23 protein-coding genes are annotated in these 18,425 nt (G+C 69.1%); 14 read left to right on the plus strand and 9 right to left on the minus strand.

The annotated features are described in order from the left end of the window. Window positions 1-4 precede the first annotated feature (4 nt). The 11 genes from ACFCQI_RS06920 (at window position 5) to ACFCQI_RS06970 (ending at window position 9,920) form a co-directional block, all read left to right on the plus strand. Window positions 5-949 (plus strand): hypothetical protein, encoded by a 945-nt coding sequence (locus ACFCQI_RS06920; protein WP_395120711.1) that lies wholly within the window; start codon window positions 5-7, stop codon window positions 947-949. Window positions 950-992: 43 nt separating this feature from the next. Next, a complete protein-coding gene (locus ACFCQI_RS06925; protein WP_395120712.1) occupies window positions 993-1,877 on the plus strand; it encodes a TolB family protein in 885 nt (294 codons plus the stop codon). Between the two features lie 125 nt (window positions 1,878-2,002). Further along, window positions 2,003-3,088 (plus strand): sensor histidine kinase, encoded by a 1,086-nt coding sequence (locus tag ACFCQI_RS06930; RefSeq protein WP_395120713.1) that lies wholly within the window; start codon window positions 2,003-2,005, stop codon window positions 3,086-3,088. Next, a complete protein-coding gene (locus ACFCQI_RS06935; RefSeq protein WP_395120714.1) occupies window positions 3,085-3,840 on the plus strand; it encodes a LytR/AlgR family response regulator transcription factor in 756 nt (251 codons plus the stop codon). Before ACFCQI_RS06930 ends, ACFCQI_RS06935 begins: the two co-directional genes overlap by 4 nt. A gap of 122 nt (window positions 3,841-3,962) precedes the next feature. Then, window positions 3,963-4,154 carry a hypothetical protein gene (locus tag ACFCQI_RS06940; RefSeq protein ID WP_395121415.1) on the plus strand — a complete coding sequence of 64 codons (192 nt, stop codon included), beginning with the start codon at window positions 3,963-3,965 and terminating at the stop codon, window positions 4,152-4,154. Between the two features lie 188 nt (window positions 4,155-4,342). Continuing rightward, window positions 4,343-4,561 carry an AHH domain-containing protein gene (locus ACFCQI_RS06945; protein WP_395121294.1) on the plus strand — a complete coding sequence of 73 codons (219 nt, stop codon included), beginning with the start codon at window positions 4,343-4,345 and terminating at the stop codon, window positions 4,559-4,561. Beyond that, a complete protein-coding gene (locus tag ACFCQI_RS06950) occupies window positions 4,542-5,144 on the plus strand; it encodes a hypothetical protein (protein ID WP_395120715.1) in 603 nt (200 codons plus the stop codon). The genes ACFCQI_RS06945 and ACFCQI_RS06950 overlap by 20 nt, the downstream gene beginning before the upstream one ends. A gap of 368 nt (window positions 5,145-5,512) precedes the next feature. After that, window positions 5,513-5,980, plus strand: coding sequence for a hypothetical protein (locus tag ACFCQI_RS06955; protein WP_395120716.1), 468 nt, complete (start codon window positions 5,513-5,515; stop codon window positions 5,978-5,980). 440 nt (window positions 5,981-6,420) lie between these two features. Then, a complete protein-coding gene (locus ACFCQI_RS06960) occupies window positions 6,421-7,761 on the plus strand; it encodes a glycoside hydrolase family 2 (RefSeq protein WP_395120717.1) in 1,341 nt (446 codons plus the stop codon). Window positions 7,762-7,929: 168 nt separating this feature from the next. Further along, window positions 7,930-8,889, plus strand: a complete 960-nt coding sequence (locus tag ACFCQI_RS06965; RefSeq protein ID WP_395120718.1) for a TolB family protein — start codon at window positions 7,930-7,932, stop codon at window positions 8,887-8,889. Window positions 8,890-8,912: 23 nt separating this feature from the next. After that, entirely contained in the window at window positions 8,913-9,920 is a 1,008-nt protein-coding gene (locus tag ACFCQI_RS06970; RefSeq protein WP_395120719.1) for a TolB family protein, read from the plus strand. Between the two features lie 37 nt (window positions 9,921-9,957). Here the strand turns inward: ACFCQI_RS06970 and ACFCQI_RS06975 are convergent, their stop codons facing one another. The 8 genes from ACFCQI_RS06975 to ACFCQI_RS07010 form a co-directional block, all read right to left on the minus strand. After that, complete coding sequence (locus tag ACFCQI_RS06975; RefSeq protein WP_395120720.1) at window positions 9,958-10,323, minus strand: cupin domain-containing protein; 366 nt, start codon at window positions 10,321-10,323, stop codon at window positions 9,958-9,960. A gap of 59 nt (window positions 10,324-10,382) precedes the next feature. Continuing rightward, complete coding sequence (locus tag ACFCQI_RS06980; protein ID WP_395121296.1) at window positions 10,383-11,495, minus strand: AI-2E family transporter; 1,113 nt, start codon at window positions 11,493-11,495, stop codon at window positions 10,383-10,385. Window positions 11,496-11,572: 77 nt separating this feature from the next. Next, window positions 11,573-11,911 carry a hypothetical protein gene (locus ACFCQI_RS06985; RefSeq protein ID WP_395120721.1) on the minus strand — a complete coding sequence of 113 codons (339 nt, stop codon included), beginning with the start codon at window positions 11,909-11,911 and terminating at the stop codon, window positions 11,573-11,575. Then, window positions 11,908-12,393, minus strand: coding sequence for an ABC transporter ATP-binding protein (locus tag ACFCQI_RS06990; protein WP_395120722.1), 486 nt, complete (start codon window positions 12,391-12,393; stop codon window positions 11,908-11,910). Before ACFCQI_RS06990 ends, ACFCQI_RS06985 begins: the two co-directional genes overlap by 4 nt. A 7-nt stretch (window positions 12,394-12,400) precedes the next feature. Further along, entirely contained in the window at window positions 12,401-12,763 is a 363-nt protein-coding gene (locus ACFCQI_RS06995; protein WP_395120723.1) for a YqjD family protein, read from the minus strand. 40 nt (window positions 12,764-12,803) lie between these two features. Continuing rightward, window positions 12,804-12,959, minus strand: a complete 156-nt coding sequence (locus ACFCQI_RS07000) for a DUF1328 domain-containing protein (RefSeq protein ID WP_395120724.1) — start codon at window positions 12,957-12,959, stop codon at window positions 12,804-12,806. 104 nt (window positions 12,960-13,063) lie between these two features. Continuing rightward, complete coding sequence (locus ACFCQI_RS07005; RefSeq protein WP_395120725.1) at window positions 13,064-13,687, minus strand: YbhB/YbcL family Raf kinase inhibitor-like protein; 624 nt, start codon at window positions 13,685-13,687, stop codon at window positions 13,064-13,066. Window positions 13,688-13,740: 53 nt separating this feature from the next. After that, window positions 13,741-14,829, minus strand: coding sequence for a PQQ-dependent sugar dehydrogenase (locus ACFCQI_RS07010; protein ID WP_395120726.1), 1,089 nt, complete (start codon window positions 14,827-14,829; stop codon window positions 13,741-13,743). Window positions 14,830-14,928: 99 nt separating this feature from the next. Here ACFCQI_RS07010 and ACFCQI_RS07015 point away from each other — a divergent pair, with 99 nt between their 5' ends. From ACFCQI_RS07015 to ACFCQI_RS07025, 3 genes are all read left to right on the plus strand, one after another. Beyond that, on the plus strand, window positions 14,929-16,404 hold the full coding sequence (locus ACFCQI_RS07015; protein ID WP_395120727.1) for an AAA family ATPase: 1,476 nt from the start codon (window positions 14,929-14,931) through the stop codon (window positions 16,402-16,404). Between the two features lie 94 nt (window positions 16,405-16,498). Beyond that, complete coding sequence (locus ACFCQI_RS07020) at window positions 16,499-16,639, plus strand: putative quorum-sensing-regulated virulence factor (RefSeq protein ID WP_395121298.1); 141 nt, start codon at window positions 16,499-16,501, stop codon at window positions 16,637-16,639. 134 nt (window positions 16,640-16,773) lie between these two features. Next, a complete protein-coding gene (locus tag ACFCQI_RS07025) occupies window positions 16,774-17,391 on the plus strand; it encodes a 2OG-Fe(II) oxygenase (protein ID WP_395120728.1) in 618 nt (205 codons plus the stop codon). Window positions 17,392-17,409: 18 nt separating this feature from the next. Here the strand turns inward: ACFCQI_RS07025 and ACFCQI_RS07030 are convergent, their stop codons facing one another. Then, window positions 17,410-18,390 (minus strand): IS110 family transposase, encoded by a 981-nt coding sequence (locus ACFCQI_RS07030; RefSeq protein WP_395120729.1) that lies wholly within the window; start codon window positions 18,388-18,390, stop codon window positions 17,410-17,412. Between the last annotated feature and the right edge of the window lie 35 nt (window positions 18,391-18,425).

The raw sequence follows: 18,425 nt of genomic DNA on the forward strand, positions 1-18,425 counted from the left end.
ACGCATGAAACGATCCATCGCGCTGGGCATGCTGCTGGCGCTCGGACTGGCGGTCCACGCCGCCGCCCGCCCCGACGCGGCGCCCGCGATCTTCGCGCCGGGCAGCATCGCCGGCCCCGCCGACGACGGCGCCGCCGCGTTCACCCCCGACGGCGCCACCGTGTATTTCATGCGCGGCACCGACAGCTTCACCCTGATGGAGGCGCATCGCGTCGGCGGCCGCTGGTCGCCGCCGCGGGCCGCGTCGTTCTCGGGGCACTGGCGCGACCTCGACCCGGCGATGGCGCCGGATGGTTCGTACCTGCTGTTCGTCTCCAATCGCCCGGCCACGCCCGGCGGCCCGGCGCTGGATGCCGTGCGCGCGGGCAAACGCTACGCGGGCAACGGCATGAACCTGTGGCGGGTGGATCGCCGCGGCGACGGCTGGGCCGCGCCGGTGCGCCTGCCCGACACGGTGAACCGCTGCTCGATGACGTTCGCGCCCAGCGTCGCCGCCGACGGCAGCATCTACTTCATCGGCTGCGTCGGCGCGGATGAGAGCCTGCACCTGCTGCGCTCGATCTGGCGCGATGGCCACTACCAGGCGCCATACGCGGTGAAGCTGGGCACGGCGGATGCCCTGATCCGCGATCCGGCGATCGCCCCCGATCGCTCGTTCATCGTGGTGGCGACGAAGCGCCGGGCGCAGCAGCCGTACCGCCTCGCCATCGCCTTCCACACGCGCGAGGGCTGGAGCGCGCTGCAGGATCTCGGCGACGCCGTCAACGGCGGCAAGCACAGCATGGGCGCGCAGCTGGGGCCGGATCGCCACACGCTGTACTTCTACAGCGATCGCCGGCTGCCGCCGTCCGACCCGCGCGCGGCAGCCGCGTGGAACAACGGCGCCGACCACATCTGGCAGGTGTCGCTGGCGCCGTGGCTGGATGCGCATGCCGCCCAGCGCCACTGACGATCTGCCGATTTCTCCCCACGTTTCTGCCATGGAGCATCCGATGCGTAGCCACTGCCGATTGCCGATCCTCGCCCTGATCCTGGGCAGCGCCCTCGCCGCATCGGCGTGGGCAGCCACGACCGTCGTGCCGCCCCTCGCCGCCGGGCCGTGGGTGCTGGAACACGACGCCTCGCCCGCGTTCACGCCGGACGGCGACACGGTGGTGTTCGCGCGCGGCAGCGGCGCCACGCGGCGGCTGTTCGCCGCGCATCGCCACGATGGCGTCTGGTCGCCACCGCAACGCGTGGCGTTCTCGGATCGCTGGATGGATCTGGAGCCGACGATGGCGCCGGACGGTCGCTACCTGGTGTTCGTCTCCAACCGGCCGGCGAACGGCGCGGGCAAGGCGCTGGACGGCAACTGGGGCGGCCAGGCCTGGCCCGGGCGCGGCGGCAACCTGTGGCGGGTCGATCGCGTGGGCGGCGGCTGGGACACGCCGGTGCGCCTGCCCGACAGCGTGAACCGCAGCAGCACGACGTTCTCGCCCGCGGTGGCGAGCGACGGCAGCATCTACTTCATGCGCGCGAATTCCGCCGATGGCAGCTTCCGGCTCTACGTGAGCCGCCGCGAAAACGGCCATTACCAGCCGGCGGTCGCGCTGGCGCTTGGCACCGGCGACGGCCGCTCGGACTTCGATCCCGCGGTGGCGCCGGATCAATCCTTCCTGGTGTTCAGCTCCGACCGACCGCCGGCACCGGCGAACGGCAACGACCTGTTCATCGCCTTCGCCGTGCCCGGCGGCTGGAGCGCACCGGTGGATCTGGGCATGGCCGGCAGCGAGGCGCGCCTGGGCGCGGATCGCACGATGCTGTATTACACCGCGCCCGACCACCGCATCCATCGCGTGTCGCTGGCGCCGTGGTTGCGGCAGCGATCGGCGCGCTGAGCCGCCATGCTGCCCGGTGACGGACCACGCCGGCGCCCTGCCGTCCAGCACTGTTCCGTCCGGCGCCACGGCGGCACACTGCCGTCCTGGCGCGTCACCCATCGACCGGCGCGCGGGAGCATCGCGTGACCGGGCACGACACCATCCACTGGAAGAAACACGCGCTGGCGTTCGCCTTCTGGACCGGGCTGGCGCTGTCCTATGCGCTGAGCAGCGGGCTGTCCTCGATCAGCGAGGGCTATCCGCCGAACTGGCTGCGTGCGCTGAGCTGGAACCTTTCCAACTTCTGGTTGTGGATGGCACTGGTGCCGCTGGTCGGCTGGCTGGGCCGGCAGACCGCCGGCCACGGCTGGCGCCGCTTCCTCGTCGTGCAGGTGCCGGCCAGCCTGGCCGTGGCGCTGCTGCAACTGCTGCCTCACCTGGTGCTGTTCTGGAACCTCAGCGGCCCGGGGCGGATGGCGGTGCACACGCTGGGCGCGTACATCCGCATGGAGTTCGCCTACAGCTTCCACCTGGCCGTGCTCACCTACTGGGTGATCCTGGTGGTGCTGCGCGGGATGGAATCGCGCCGCCACCTGCGCGACGAGCGGCTGCGCAGCACGCAGCTGGAGACCCAACTGGCGCAGACGCAACTGCAGGCGTTGCGCATGCAGTTGCAGCCGCACTTCCTGTTCAACACGCTCAACGCGATCTCCGCGCTGGCGCTGGCCGACCCGCTGCAGGCGCGGCTGATGATCGCCCGCTTGAGCGACTTCCTGCGGCTCACCCTGGAAGAACGCCACGCGCCGCAGGTGCCGCTGTCGCGCGAACTGGAATTCCTCGCCTGCTACCTCGGCATCCAGCAGGTGCGCTTCCAGGATCGACTCAGCACCGAGCTGGACGTGGCCGACGACACGCTGGCCGCCGCGGTGCCGAACCTGATCCTGCAACCACTGGTGGAAAACGCGCTGCGCCACGGCCTGCAGGACAAGCCCGGCGCCGGCACCCTGCGCGTTTCCACGCGGCGCGACGGCGACCAACTGCAGCTGCGCGTGGACGACGACGGCCTCGGCCTGCCGCCGGCCGGCACCGCCGAAGGCATCGGCCTGGGCAACACCCGCTCGCGCCTGCACATGCTGTTCGGCGACGCGGCGCAACTCGTGCTCAGTGCCATCCCCGGCGGCGGCACCCGCGCCGAAGTGCGCCTGCCCTACACCGAGCACGCCGCATGAGCGTGCCGCGCCTGCGCACCGTGCTGATCGACGACGAGGTGCTGGCCCGCCTCGCCCTGCGCCAGGCGCTGGCCACGCACGACGAGGTGGAAATCGTCGGCGAATGCGGCAACGCCGCCGAGGCGATGCAGGCCGTGCGCGTGCTGCGCCCCGACCTGCTGTTCCTCGACATCCAGATGCCCGGCATGGACGGCTTCGAACTGCTCGATGAACTGGCCCCCGACCGCCTGCCGCTGGTGGTCTTCGCCACCGCCTTCGCCGAACACGCGCTGCGCGCGTTCGACGCGATGGCGCTGGACTACGTGCTCAAGCCGATCGAACAGGCCCGCTTCGACCAGGCCATGGCGCGCGTCAACCAGCACTGGCAAGGCCTGCACGCCACCGCCGGCCCGGCCATCGAAAGCACGCCCGCCGAAGGCTACGCCCAACGCCTCAGCGTGCGCCACGGCGAACACATCCGCGTGCTCGCCGTCGACGACATCGACTGGATCCGCGCCGACGGCAACTACCTGCACATCCACGTCGGCCCGGTGCGCTACCTGCACCGCGACACCCTGCGCCACATACTGGCGCAACTTGATCCCGCACAATTCCTGCGCATCCACCGCGGCACGTTGGTCAACCTGGCGCGCGTGCGCGAGGTGCATCCGATGTTCAAGGGTGGCGCGGAAGTGGTGCTGGATGACGGCACGCGGCTGGATCTGAGTCGGCGGTTTCGGGCCGGTGCGCGGAGCGTGCTCGGGTTGCGTTGAAACACGTCGCATTGTCGCCGGCGAGCGTTGTCACCCATCCGCGTTGCGCACTACTCTTGCGGCAAGTTGGCGTGCCTCCTTCGGCGAAATGCCACTGATTCCGGCTGATGCACCACAGGGAGATGAAGATGGACACAGGAAGTCCAAACCTCGCGGCACCCCCAGCGGACACGACACAGGACATCCTCGAGCTGACGGTCGAAGCCAACCTGATCGTCGCGACCGACGTGCAAGCCAATGCCTACGAACTCAGGAGCGAGTTTCTTATGCAGCGGCGCCTGGCGCGGGTGCGCTATCAAAACGGCGTGACCTAGCCGGCCAAGGCGAAGAAGCTCCGCGCCGACGCGAACCGCAAGGTGAGGCATTCGCGCACACTTGCCCGCAACATCTCGAAGGCTACTGGCCACACCAAGCACGCCCAGGCCGATGCGCATCACATCGTAGCTGTCGCAGACAAACGCGCGAGCCGTTCGCGTGCACTGCTCTTCCGCTGGGCATAGGCATCAACGACGCAGACAACGGCTCGTACCTCCCAAAGAAATGGACGTCAGTGGTCCCTGGTCTCGATGCGGCAACAGCGCACGAAGTCATTCACACGACGGTTTACCACCTGGCAGTGACATTGAGGCTGACCCTCGCAAAGCCATCGAACCAGGCAAATGGCCGCAAGGCGCTGCGAGACATCCGCTACGACATTCTCAATGACGACTTCGACTACTGAGGTGATGGAAGTGAAGGTATGGGAACTCAAAAGCGGCTCCGTCAATGACTTCGCGCCGCTGGTCTTTGCCAGCGACAGGGACATCGAGTCGGGCATGTTCGACGCCTCCGGCGCCAGTCTCTCCTGGTCGGAAAAGCCCAGGGTCGAAATCTTCGTCGAGCCCGGCAAGAAGGAACCCAAACCGCTGGCTGACATCAGTGCGCTGACCCCTGGCGCCCTGGTCATGAACGACAAGGCGAAGGCCGCACTCGCGCCTTTCCTGTCGCGCTTCGGACAATTCCTCGAGATGGACTGCGCGGGCGAGCCACGCTGGTTCTACAACGTGACGAACCTCATTTCATGCATCGACGAGGCCCGCTCGGCCAAACGGCCGAGCGGGTCGCTGGTAAGAGAAGAGTTCTTCGATGACAAGATTCCGGTTGACGCGGCCGTATTCAAGGACCCGCTGACCGCCGCAGCCGTTCTCTACGTCAACGAAGCGGGCAAGGCTGCGCTGGAAGCGATCGTCACCGACGCCGCGATCGTGGGCCTGGCCATCGCCGAACTCGGTCCACCACCCAAGAAGCCTCGTCCGTGCCGTTGATCCGGCAGATCACTTCCAACCGAGGTCAAGTGAACTGGCTGATGTAGCGGTTCGCTGCTTCATCGGGCCCCACGGCCTCACGATCTTCCACAGATCGTCCCTGGACAAGGCATTCCACCCTTCGGCCTCCATAAGCGAGCCGGCGAGGGAACGATTGCCCCGCTTTGGCGAACGCATTGCGGCGGAATCCGCTTGCCGCAAGGCGGTGATGCGGCTGAACCTGCGCCGCCATTTGCCAAGCCGTTCGCACTCGCGGCTTGACGTCGCTAGCAGTTCGGGCATCGCGGCCTGCACGGCGGCGCGAATCGCGCGATAAGGGTTCGGACGGCGGCCGCGGGGGTGGCCGCATCTGCCGGGTGGGGGCCGCCATGAACAAGATCGCCCTGGCCGTACTGACACTCGCCGCGCTCGCGCTGCCGTGCGGTACGGCGCGTGCGGCGGAGGGGTCGGGCGCGCTGCATGCGGCCAGCCACGACGGCACCCGAGCGGCGAGCGCTGGCGTATTCGATGTGGCCATCGCCAAGCTCGACTGGCACCCGCGCCATGGCGGCCTGCTGCTGTCGGTCGGGGCGGTGATCGACGATATCCGCGTGGCCGCCTTGGCCCACCCGCCGGCGCATGACATGAGCGCGTTGAAGGACGCAGAAGTCCAGGCGCGCATGCCGTCGCGTCGCCAGCTTGCCGCGTATCTGGGCATCGGCTACCGCGCGACGGACACGGGCTTCTACGCACAGGCCGGCATGGCAGCGGCGACGGACCTGACTGGCGATCCCCACCACACGCGGAACCAGGCGATCTATCCGGTGCTGGAGCTGGGCTGGTCGTACCGCTTCTAGCCGGGCTGCAACCCGGACATCGTCCCGGCCGGCGCGGCACCGTGCCGGGTCCGGTCGCGCCGATCGTCCCGCGCCGGCTACCGCTGGTCGTCGCGAATGCCCGCTCGTCACAACACGGAAGCGCAAGGGGGCGGCGCGATACAGGCTGGGCGCACCCGCTGACGCGGAGCCCAGATGATCAACCGGCCATGTACCGCACGGACAGGCGCGCTGTCTGGCAAACCCGAGGCGGCTCGATCCATCCCCTTGGTTGCAAGGAGGTTGCCGGTGGGCAGGCCGGGCATGTCGCACCACCGCTGCATATCGAATGCGGCCGCCTCTGTGCGGCGGTGTCGCTGCCGGCGCCCGCCAGGATGCCACGCCTTTCCGGTTGCTCCACGTGGCTGTCCGCGGAGGATGGCAGTCTCTCCAGCATCGAAACCTGAAAGCGAGGTCATCGCATGACGACTGAACCCGTATCTTCGACGCCGTCATCGATCGACGCCACGCAACGCAGGCTGATCATCGGCATCGCCACGGCGACGTTGCTGCTCCTGATCATCGTGCTCGTCGTCCTGGCTACCGGCGGTCGCCCCGATCCGCCGCATCTGCGCGCCGCCGCGACCGTGCTCGATGGCTCCTGGCGATTCCATGTTGGTGACGACCTGCGCTGGGCCAACGCCGATACGGACGATTCCGATTGGGAGACGATCGACATGACCGCCTTGCCGGGCAGCCACGACGGCGACGTGGGCCTGCCCGATTACGTCGAAGGGTGGGCGGCGCATGGTCACCACGGTTATCACGGCTACGCCTGGTACCGGCGTGCGGTGACGGTGCCGGCGGGGTACGCATCCTGGGTCATCCTCGGGCCGACCCTGGTCGAGGACGGCTACGAGCTGTACTGGAACGGGCAATTGCTGGGTGGGTCGGGCAGGCTGGGCCGGAATCCGCGCTTCGTGGGCACGCGGCCGTTGCTGTTCACCCTCCCCGCCGATGCGGCGGGCATCCGCGGCGTACTCGCCATCCGCACCTTCATGCTCACCAGAGCCACCTACGGCACGACCGGTGGTGGCATGCACAGTGCGCCCATCCTCGCTCCCCAACCGGCAGGCGCCGCACTGCACCGCGCGCACTGGGAGCGAACCATCGCCGGCTACGTCGTCGATGCGATCGAGCCGGTCGCCATGCTGGCCGTCATCGGCCTGGCGCTCGTGGGCTGGCGCCGCAGCAGCCACAAGGGCTTTCTGGCTTTCGCTTGCATCGCGCTCGCGCTCACGGCGGAGCGACGCCTCAACAATGCGACCGTCTCGTGGACCGATCTTGAATCGCTGGGAACCTACTCATGGCTGGCCACTGTGATGTGGGCGCCAACGATCGCGGCCTGGGTGCTGGCCTGGAACCGCTGGTGCCTGCGCGCGTGGCGAAGCATCGATGTCCTGGCGGTCGTGCTGGCGGTGGTCGGCGTCGCCGGTGCCCTGACCCGTTCGGCAAGCCTGAACAGCGTGTGCCGACTCGGGTTGCTCGCGCTGATGGTCGTCATTGCCATACGCATGGTCCGCAGCGGCCCGATGCGGATGCTCTCGCTCGTCACGCTGGCATCGATCATGGCCGGACTGTTCGGCGGCGAGCTGCTCGATCTCATCGGCGTGCCGGGCATCTGGTTCCCGTTCGGCATCGGCGTGTCGCGTACACAGTACATCTACGCGATCGCCATCCCGCTTCTGGCGGTGCTTGTCGTACGAACCCTGGCCTCGAACAAGGCGCTCTTCCCGCATGCTTCTCGCGGGCGCAGCGGCTGAAGTGCGATGCCTGCCTTCGCAGGCATGACGAGGCGGGTGGGGTGGTGCCGGCTGCCCCGCGCCGGCTGCCGCTGGTCACGGCGGGTCTCCGTTCGTCACAAAGCGGCAGCGGCGTGCCGACGCCGCTGCGCAGACTCCGCCACACCATCATCGCATCGAGGAACACGCATGGCCCGTCGCATGTTCGCTCCGTTCGCCTGCAGTCTCCTCGCCCTGACGCTGTGCGGCACCGGCACCGCCCGCGCCGCCGACACGACACCCGCCACACCGGAAATCTTCGCGCCCGGCGCGATCTCCGGCCCGGCGGGCGTGGATTGCCTGACCTTCGCGCCCGACGGCGCCACCGTCTACTTCGACCAGCAGGCGGGCTGGAACGGCTTCATCATGGAATCGCACAAGGTAGGCGATACCTGGTCGACGCCGCAGATCGCGCCGTTCTCCGGGCAGTGGCAGGACCACGATCCGGCGATGGCACCGGACGGCTCGTTCCTGGTGTACACGTCCAACCGGGCCGACGTGGCCGGCGGGCCGGCGCTGCATGGCGGCCACCTGTGGCGGGTCGATCGCCGTGGCGACGGCTGGGGCGAGCCGGTGCGATTGCCCGACACGGTGAACGTGGGCACCAGCGTCTACGCGCCGAGCGTGGCGGCCAACGGCGACGTGTACTACCAGCGGCGCGACGAGACCACGCACGAGTTCCATCTCTACCGCACGGTCTGGCGCGACGGCCGTTACCAGTCGCCGCAGCGCCTGGTGCTGGGCGATCCGGCGGCGCACGAGCTGGACCCGGCGATCGCGCCCGATCAGTCGTTCATCGTGTTCGACGCCAACTACGCCGGCAAGGACAAGCCCGACCGGCTGTACATCGCCTTCCGCGAGGGCGACGGCTGGAGCACGCCGGTCGACCTCGGCGATGCGGTGAACCGCTACGAGCCGTGGGGTTCGCACCTGGGCCCGGACGCCCGCACGCTGTACTTCACCAGCAGCTACACGGCGAAGGTGGGCTACCCGCGCACGAGCGCGCAGGCACACGCGGACCTGGCGCGCATGCGCGCGTGGGACAACGGCAGCAACCACATCTGGAAAATGTCGCTGGCGCCGTGGCTCGACGCGCACCACGACCGGTGAGTCCATTCATCGCAGGAACCATCATGTCCGCACGCAAACTCACCCTGGCCGCCTGCCTCGCGGCCATGCTCGCCGCGCTGCCTGCCGCGCGCGCGGCAATCCCCGGCGAACTGCTCGCCCCCGGGGTGATTTCCACCGGCCTGCAGGAAACCTCGGTCGCGCTGACGCGGGACGGGAGCACGCTGTATTTCATGCGCTCGGATTTCGGCGAAGCCGACGACACCATCATGGTCTCGCATCGCGCGAACGGCCGCTGGTCGCCGCCGCAGGTGGCCGCATTCTCCGGCCAGTGGCACGATTCCGAGCCGGCCTTGTCGCCCGACGGGCGGCGCCTGTACTTCGTCTCCAACCGGCCGCCGCGACCGGGTGCCGCGCCGGTCAGCGCGACGATGAACGGGCGACCCTTTACCGGCACCAACCTCTGGTACGTCGAACAGCAGGCGCACGGTGGATGGGGCGCACCGATACACGTCGACGGCGCGCTCAACGACGGCGCGATGATCTACAACCCGTCGGTGGCGGCGAACGGCGACATCTATTTCTCGGCGCATCGCGCGGATTCCGGCAAGGCGTACCAGATCTACGTGGCGCGCGACCACGGCCGCGCCACGCCCGAGCGGCTGCCGCTGGGCGACCCGGCGCGCAACCGCATGGACCCGGCGATCGACCCCGCGGGACGCTTCCTGCTCTACGCCGGCGACGAGGGCGATGCGCTGGGCCGCGCCGACATCTACATCGTGTTCCGCCAGCCCGACGGCAGCTGGGGCAGGCCCGCGCACCTGGGCGAGGGGATCAACAGCCGCACGCTGGAGAACGCGCCCTCGCTGGGGCCGGCGTTCGGCGAGCTGTTCGTGTCGAGCAACCGCCGCGAGGAGGTGAGCTTTCCCAAACCGCGCGACGACGCAGCCACCCTGCAACGCCGCCTGCAGTCACCGTTGAACGGCTCGCGCAACCTCTGGCGCTTCGACATCTCCGCCGTGCTGCGGACGCACGGCATCACGCCGGCGACGGCCGGCACGGCATCGCCTTGAGGAACCTCGCGGGCCAACGATGGAGTGCGCCGGCGCGCTACACCCACACGTCGTTGGGTGCAGTACGGGCGCCACCGGCGTCGCCCGTGTTGACCACCCCGCGCGGCTCGACCAGCATCACGCTGCACTCCTCCGCGGCCACCGGGCGATGCTCCTCGCCCTTGCGCACCACGTACATTTCGCCGGCCGCGAGCGGCACGGAGCGGTCCCGGAACTCCAACGTCAAGGCACCCTGCAGCACGATGAAGACCTCGTCCGTATCCGCATGCGCGTGCCAGACGAACTCGCCCTTGAGCTTGGCCAGCTTGAACTGGTAGTGGTTCATCTCCGCGACGACGCGGGGCGACCAGTGCTCGCTGAACCGGGCCAGCTTGTCGCGCAGGTTGATCGCCCGATCGGTCATGGTGCATCCCCGGTGGTGTCGTTGTTCGGAAACTGCGGCGCCATGCGGCGGATCGCACCCTAGCGCGACACGATCAGCGCGAACCACTCCCAGCCCCGGATACGCTCGCAGATCAGCTTGGCGCAGGTCAGCATCGGCACCGCCAGCAGCGCGCCGGGAATGCCCCACAGCCAGCCCCACACCAGCAGCCACAGCAGGATCGCGATCGGCGACAGGCGCATGCTGCGGCCCTGGATCAGCGGCGTGATCAGGTTGCCCTCGACGATGGTGATGGCGGCGAAGGTGAGTGCCGGCAGGAACACCTCCAGCTCGGCGTTCTTTGCGTACAGCATCGACACGAAGGCCAGCAGCAACGTGGTGAAAATCGCCCCCACGTACGGAATGAAGTTGGCGAACATCGCCACCGCGCCCCACAGCAGCGCATCGGGCACGCCGTACAACCACAGCATGCCGGCGGTGATCGCGCCCAGGCTGGTGTTGATCGACAGCGCGGTGAGCAGGTAGCGCGAGACCTCGCTCTGGAAACTTCGCACGATGCTGACCGCGTGCCGCTTGTAGGAGAAGCTGGGTGTCATCTCGACCAGCCGGCGCAGCATGGTGTCGCCGTAGACCAGGAAGAAAAATACCAGCAGCATCACGCTGAGCACGGCGGCGAGCACCTTGGGCGCGGTGGATACGACATCCCACGCGCTGATCGACAGCGGCGCCGGCGGCGGCGCGGCGCTGCGCGAAGTGCCGCTGACCAGGGTCTGGGTGGCGCGGTTGGCCGCCTCCAGCGGCTTGGTCAGGTTGCGCACCTTGGGCACGAAGCTGCGGATCGCCGACGGCGCGCCGTGGAACCAGCCGAGCGCCGGTTGCGCCAGCAGGCCGACGCCGCTGCCGATGCCGATCACCAGGCCGATCATCAGCACCAGCGCGGTGAGCCAGCGCGGCAGGTGCAGGCGCGCGCCGGTGGCCACGATCGGGTTGAGCGCCAGCCCGATGAAGGCGGCCAGCACCAGCGGGATCAGCAGTGCGCGGGTCAGCGTGACGGTGTACAGCAACGCCAGCAGCAGCATCGCGTTGAGCAGCATGCGGATGGCGCGCAGGTGGCGGCGCGTGCCGCGCGCGCTGTGCAGCCGGCGCGCCAGCGGCCGCGGCAGGTTGCCGACCAGCAGCGGATCGGCCGGCATGTGCGAGAGCATCGCCGCGGAGGTCATCTCGCGCAGCGTGTCGTCCGCGTTCGGCGGCGGCTGCTCAGGCTCGGCGTTCACGGGGACGGCGCGCCATCCGGCGCGGCGGAATCGGCAGTTGCAGCGGCGTGCGCCGCCACGCCCGCCACGGCCATCTCGGCCAGCAGGTGACTGCCCTGCGCCAGCACCTCGACCAGGCCGCCGCCGACCAGCGAGGCCAGCCCCGGTACCCGCAGCGGGTGCAGGTCGAGGCTGCCCAGCGCAAAGCCGGCGCCGGCAGCCACGCCCACCGTGGCGAGCGGGTATTCGCGCCCGCGCGCCAGCAGCGCGGCGGCCGGCTCGCCCACCTCGTGGCGCGCCCGCTCCATGCGCGCCTGCGCGAGGCGCACCTCGGCCAGTTGCTTCAATACTTTCATCGCCCTTCCTCGCCCCGCGCGGCATGCGACGGCGTGGCCGGCTCGTCGGCGACTTCCGCCTCGATCCTGCGCACGCCTGCGCGCATCATCGCACCCCATTGGCCACGCGTGACAGGCAGGCTCATCCAATGCATGCAGCGGCGGAACAGCACTACCGCGCCGAACAGGAACAGCAGCTGCAGCAGCGCCAGCAGCAGCAAGGCCCACACCCACGAACCCAGCCACTTGGCCAGCAGCACGCCGAGCAGGCCGAGCACGGTGAGGCCGAAGCCGACCCCCGCCACGGTGGCGGCCAGCCCGGCCACCAGCAGCCACGACACCGCGCTGCGGGCCAGCCCCAGCTCCGCGGCCAGCAGATCCTTCTGCGCGCCGAACAGCCGCTTCAGCGCGGCGCCCAGGCGGGCGATCTCGTCGAACAGGCCAGACGACGACGGCGCCGGGTCCGGCGCCGTCTCGCGGGTGCTGTCACCCTGCTCGTGCATCAGTGGCTCAACGTCGCAGGATGCGGCCAAGCAGCCAGCCGGCCCCCAGCGCAATGGCGACCGATTGCATCGGCTTCTCGCGCACGTATTCGCGCGCCTGCTCAAGGAACTCGTCGGCGCGATCGCGGGTGTGCTCGTAGGCGGCGCGGCCCTGCTCGCCCACTTCGGCCGCCTTGTCGACGGTGCGGTGGGCCGCCGACGCGGTCTTGTCGGTGGCGTGGTGCAGGCCTTGCTCGACGCGGTCGGCGGCGCGGTCGACCTTGTCCTTGGTGCTGGCCACGGCCTGCGAGGTGGCCTGCTTGACGCGCTCGGCGCGCTCGTCGATGCGCTCGTCGACCGAGGGCTTGGGGGTTGGCTCTTTGGGGTTCATGACCTGCTCCGACATGGCATTCTCTTGGATGATAAGGGGGCTATCTGGCGCGGCGGAAGAACGCGATGATCGCCAGGATCAGGAAGATGACGAAAAGGATCTTCGCGATGCCGGCTGCGGCGCCGGCGATGCCGCCGAAGCCGAGAATCGCGGCGATGATCGCGATGACCAGGAAAACCAGCGCGTAGTGCAACATGGGGCATCCCTCGTGGTGGGTGGGTGCCATTCACCCACAGCACGCGCCATGCGGGCGTGAAGGATACCGCCAGCCGCCTGCACGCCGCGCCCACGCGCCCTCGTTCAGCCGGCCACCGCAGGGTTCAGGCTGTAGACGCCGGTGAGCGTGGCCTGATCCAGCACATGGCCGGCCATCGCCGCGCGCAACTGATCGCGCGAGTAGCCCTTGACCAGCGGCAGCACGTCGACGTCGATCGCATGGATGGTGAAGTGGTAGTGGTGCAGCAGCGTGTCGTTCCAGGGCGGGCACGGGCCGTCGTAGCCCAGGTATTCGCCGCCCATCTCGGCGTCGCCGGCAAACCAGCCGGTGTAGTCGTTCACCCCCTGCACGCTGCCCGGCGGCCCGTACGGCTCGCGCTTGCCGCGCGGCGTGACCTCGTCGCTGCAGGCGCCGGCAGCCAGTTCGCCGCACTCGGCCGGGATATTCGCCATCAGCCAGTGCACGAACTCCACCCGCGGCAACGCCGCCGGTACCGTGCGGCCCGCCTGGTTCACGTCATCGCCGCGACTGGGCACGTCGGTGTCGATGCAGGTGAGCACGAACGAGCGCGTGGCCGGCGGGGCGTCGCGCCAGGCGAGGTGCGGGCTGTGGTTGTCCGACAGCGCGAAGGGATCGGCGATCTTGCCGAAGGCGAAGCGCGCGGGAATGCGCTGGCCGTTGTCGAAATTGTCGCTGCGCAGGTGCATGGTGCCTCCGTGTGGCTGTTTCATCATGGTGAAAGGGCGATTCCTGCCCGGGCTTACGGCTGGTATGTCACCCGGTACACCGCCCCCGCCAGGTCGTCACTGACCAGCACGCTGCCGTCGGGCAGGGGCTGCACGTCGACCGGGCGGCCCCAGGCGCTCTGGTTTTGCTGGAAACCGGTGATCAGCGGTTCGTAGGAGAGGACTTTGCTGCCGCTGAGGCGCACGGTCATCACGCGGTAGCCGGACTTCTCGGTGCGGTTCCACGAGCCGTGCTCGGCGACCAGGATGGCGCCGCGGTAGCTGGCCGGGAACTGCTTGCCGGTGTAGAAGCGCATGCCCAGCGAGGCGACGTGGGCGCCGAGCTTGAGCACCGGCGGCACGTAGTTGCGGCAGGGGTGGCCGGCGCCGAATTCGGGGTCGGCCACGTCGCCCTGATGGCAATACGGATAACCGAAGTTCTGGCCGATGCGGGTGACCTCGTTCAACTCGTCGCTGGGCACGTCGTCGCCCAGCATGTCGCGGCCGTTGTCGGTGAACCACAGGTGTTTCGTACCCGGCTGCCAGTCGAAGCCGACGGTGTTGCGGATGCCGGTGGCGACGTCCTGCCAATCGCTGCCGTCCGGGTTCATGCGCATCAGCTTGGCGTAGTCGGGACCGGCGTTGCAGATGTTGCACGGCGCGCCGATCGGCACGTACAGCTTGCCGTCAGGGCCGAAGGCGAGGAAGCGGCCACCGTGATGGCCCTTGGTCGGCAACTTGTCGGTGACCAGCGCGGGTTCGGGCGGCGCGTCCAGGTGCTGCTCGATGTCGCGCAGCACGAGGATGCGGCTGATCGCCGATACGTACAGGTCGCCGTCGTGGAAGGCCACGCCGATCGGGTTGCGCAGGCCGCTGGCGACCACGCGCACTGTCTCGGCCACGCCGTCGCCGTTGGCGTCGGTGAGCGCGTAGACCTTGCCGGCGCCGCTGGACCCGACGAACACGGTGCCGTGCGTACCCAACGCGATCTCGCGCGCATTCGGCACCTGGTCGGAGTACACGGCGATGTGGAAGCCTGCAGGCAGGGTCAGCCGATCCAGCCGGGGGGCCGCCAGCAGCGGCAGCGACAGGATCACCAGCAGCACGGACAGCAACGCGCGCATGAGCAGTCTCCGGCAAGGCGAGGCCACCAATGTACCCCGGACCGCGCGAAGCCAGAAACAGCGCCGCCCGCTAAACTGGGCTCCTTTCAGGGGAGTGGCATGAGCGAACTGGACGACCTCACCACGCTGGTGCGCGCGGCAACGCCGCTGCTGGTCATCGAAACCGTGGACGAGCAGCGGGTGATCGACTGCTTCCGCCACGTGATCGCACAGGCGTTGCGCCCGCTGTGGCGCTGGACGCTGACCGACGGCCTGAGCCGCCTCGATTTTTCGCAGGACGGCGGCGCGGTGTCGCCGGACGCCACCGCCACGCTGGACGCGATCCGCGCCCAGACCGAAGCGGGCATCTACCTGCTGTTCGACTTCCATTCGCTGCTGGACTACGCGCGCAGCCTGCGCCAGCTGCGCGAGATCGTGCAGCGCCAGCGCTCGGCGGCGCACACCATCGTGCTGGTGGGCGCGAAGATCGAGCTGCCCGCGGGGCTGGAGGCGCTGGCCCTGCGCGTGCCGCTGTCGCTGCCGGACATCAAGGAGCTCGCCGGCATCCTGCGCGGCGAGGCTGCCGGCTGGCAGCGCGAACAGGGCCGCAAGATCGAGGTGGACAACGACGCCGCGCGCACCATCGTGCGCAACCTGCTCGGCCTGACCGCGCCGGACGCGCGGCGCATCGTGCGCAAGCTGATCTACGCCGACGGCGCGCTCGGCCCGAACGACCTGCCGGTGCTGATGCAGTCCAAGTTCAACCTGCTCAACCGCTCCGGCCTGCTGCATTACGAATACGCCACCGCCAGCTTCGCCGACATCGCCGGCGTCGCGCGCGTGCGCGAATGGGTGCAGCGCCGCCGCCCGGTGTTCCTCTCGCCCGAAGCCGCGCCGCGACTGGACCCGCCCAAGGGCGTACTGCTGCTGGGCGTGCAGGGTTGCGGCAAGAGCCTCGCGGCGAAGGCAATCGCCGGCGGCTTCGGCGTGCCGCTGGTGCGGCTGGATTTCGGCACGCTGTACAACAAGTACCAGGGCGAGACCGAGAAGAACCTGCGCGAGGCGCTGACCAGCACCGAGCTGCTGAGCCCCTGCGTGCTGTGGATCGACGAGATCGAGAAGGGCCTGGCCAGCGGCGGCGACGATGGCGGCGTGTCGCGCCGCGTGCTCGGCTACCTGCTGACCTGGATGGCCGAACGCAAGGCCAAGGTGTTCACCGTGGCCACGGCCAACGCGGTGCAGGAGCTGCCCGCCGAGCTGCTGCGCAAGGGCCGCTTCGACGAGATCTTCTTCGTCGACCTGCCGAGCGAATCCGTTCGCGCGGAAATCTTCGCCCTGCACCTCAAGCGCCGCCAGCTCGACCCGGCGAACTTCGAGCTGCCCGCGCTGGCCGCCGCCAGCGAGGGTTTCTCCGGCGCCGAGATCGAGCAGTCCATCGTCAGCGCGCTGTACGACACCGCCGGCCAAGGCAATGGCCCGGACCAGGCCGCCCTGCTCCACGCCCTGCAACAGACCCGCCCGCTGTCGGTGCTGATGCGCGAACAGGTGGACACGCTGCGCGCGTGGGCGCAGGGGCGCTGCGTGGCGGCGGACTGAACACGGGCAGCAAATCGCCCTCGCAGAGAGCGCGCAACAGCCGGCCACGGCGGCTGTCTCCCTGTCGAGGGCGACGACACGGGGCGCGGGCCGGCTGCTCGCCGACCTGCCGGCCTGGTTCGCGCGCGAGGGGTTTCCGCCGGGGCAATGGGGGCGGTCGCTTGCGCTGGCGCTGGAGATCGACCACAACGGCCTGGCGGGTCCGCTCGATCCGTTGCGACGGCCGCCGCGCTGAGGACGTTTCGACTTATGCTGCCGGCGCCGCACGGCTGACGGGACCGACCCACCGGCATCTCCGCGGCAACCTTTCCGCGCCGGCCACGACGGGCCTGCACCGGATCGGCAACGTCGTGCATCCCGAGGCGCTCGATGAATTCCGGCAACTCCTCATTCCACGCCGCGGCGGACGCGCTGGCGAGCGACGGCTGGTGCGTCGTGCACGACCTGCTGGAGCCGGCGCAGATCCGCGCGCTGGCGGCCGAGTGCGCGGCGTTGCATGACGCCGGACAGCTGCAGCCTGCAGGCATCGGCATCGGGCAGCTCGATGCGACGCGGCGCGGCGACCGCACGCGCTGGTTCGCCGAAGGCGCGATGAGCGTGCCGCAGCAGGCCTTCGCCGATCGCATCGACGTGTTGCGCGGCGTGCTCAACCGCGAGCTGATGCTGGGCCTGGTCGAGTACGAAGCGCACTACGCGGTATATCGGCCGGGCGCGCGCTATGCGCGTCATCGCGACCGCCTGCGCCACAGCGACGCGCGGGTGGTGTCGGCGGTGTTCTATCTCAACGAGGATTGGCGGGAGGTCGACGGCGGGGCACTGCGGCTGTACCTGGCCGATGGTTCCTCGCGCAACATCCTTCCGCAGGCGGGCACCCTGCTGCTGTTCCTGTCGGCGCAGTTCGAGCACGAGGTGCTGCCGGCGCGCCGCGACCGCATGAGCATTGCGTGCTGGATGCGCCAGCGCAGCCTTGCCGCCACCAACCCGTAGATACCGTCTTGCCGTCCGTCAGGCAAGCGCGATGCTGGGGTCGAAATTCTTACCTGAGCGGATAACCCCCCAAGCGAGGTGGAGCAGCTTGCGCATGGCGGCACCCAGCGCCAGTTTGCGTGGCTTGCCGCGAGCGACCAGTCGATCGAACAAGGCGCGCACGGCGACGTTGTGGCGGATCGCCGTCATCGCCGGCATGTAGAGCTTGGCGCGCAACAAGGCGTGACCGAGCTTGGACAGGCGGCTTTGACCGACCCACTTGCCCGACTCGCGGATGGCGGGATTCATGCCGGCGAAGGCATCGAGCTTGCGCGGGTCGTCGAACCGGCGCAGGTCGCCCGCACAGCCCAACATGAAGGCCGCCGTCAGCTCGCCAATCCCCGGAATGGAGGTCAGCAGGCCGGCATCGCGGCGTAAGTCCGGATCCGAGTCGATGTGGTTGTCGATTTCCTTCTTCAGCTCTGCGATCTGGGCGTCCAATGTCTCCATCACGTCGGCGATGGAGCCGCGCACCGCCTGATCGCTGACGTCCAGTCGGTTGCGTTCCATCTGGCGCATGCCCTCCAGATCGTTCAGCCGGTGGATCAGGGCGCGCAGTTTGCGCTGGGCGGGCGTGGGCGGCACCCACGGCCGCAAGGTGGTGCTCACCTGCAACTGCGCCATCGCAAAGCGGGCGATCAGCTTGGCATCGGCATGATCGGTCTTGGTCCTCGACAACTCGCTCTTGGCATAGGCGGCGACCTGGGCCGGGTTGGCCACGTAAACGGTCACGCCGCGCTCGACCAGGAAAGTGGCCAATGCTTCGTGATACACGCCCGTCGCTTCCATGCACACCGCCGCTCCCGGCACGTGGCGATCCAGCCAGTCGCTCAGCAAGGTGAAGCCGGCGGGCGTGTTCGGCAACTTCGCTTTGGTGCGGTACTTGCCCTTCGGTTCCAGCGGCGCGGCCACGTCAAAGGTTGCCTTGGCCACGTCGATGCCAACCATGGATTCTGTCATCAGCCAATCCTCGTTCGGTTCAGGTGTCCGACCAT

It is taken from the genome of Rhodanobacter sp. FW102-FHT14D06, assembly GCF_043950705.1.
GTDB lineage: Bacteria > Pseudomonadota > Gammaproteobacteria > Xanthomonadales > Rhodanobacteraceae > Rhodanobacter.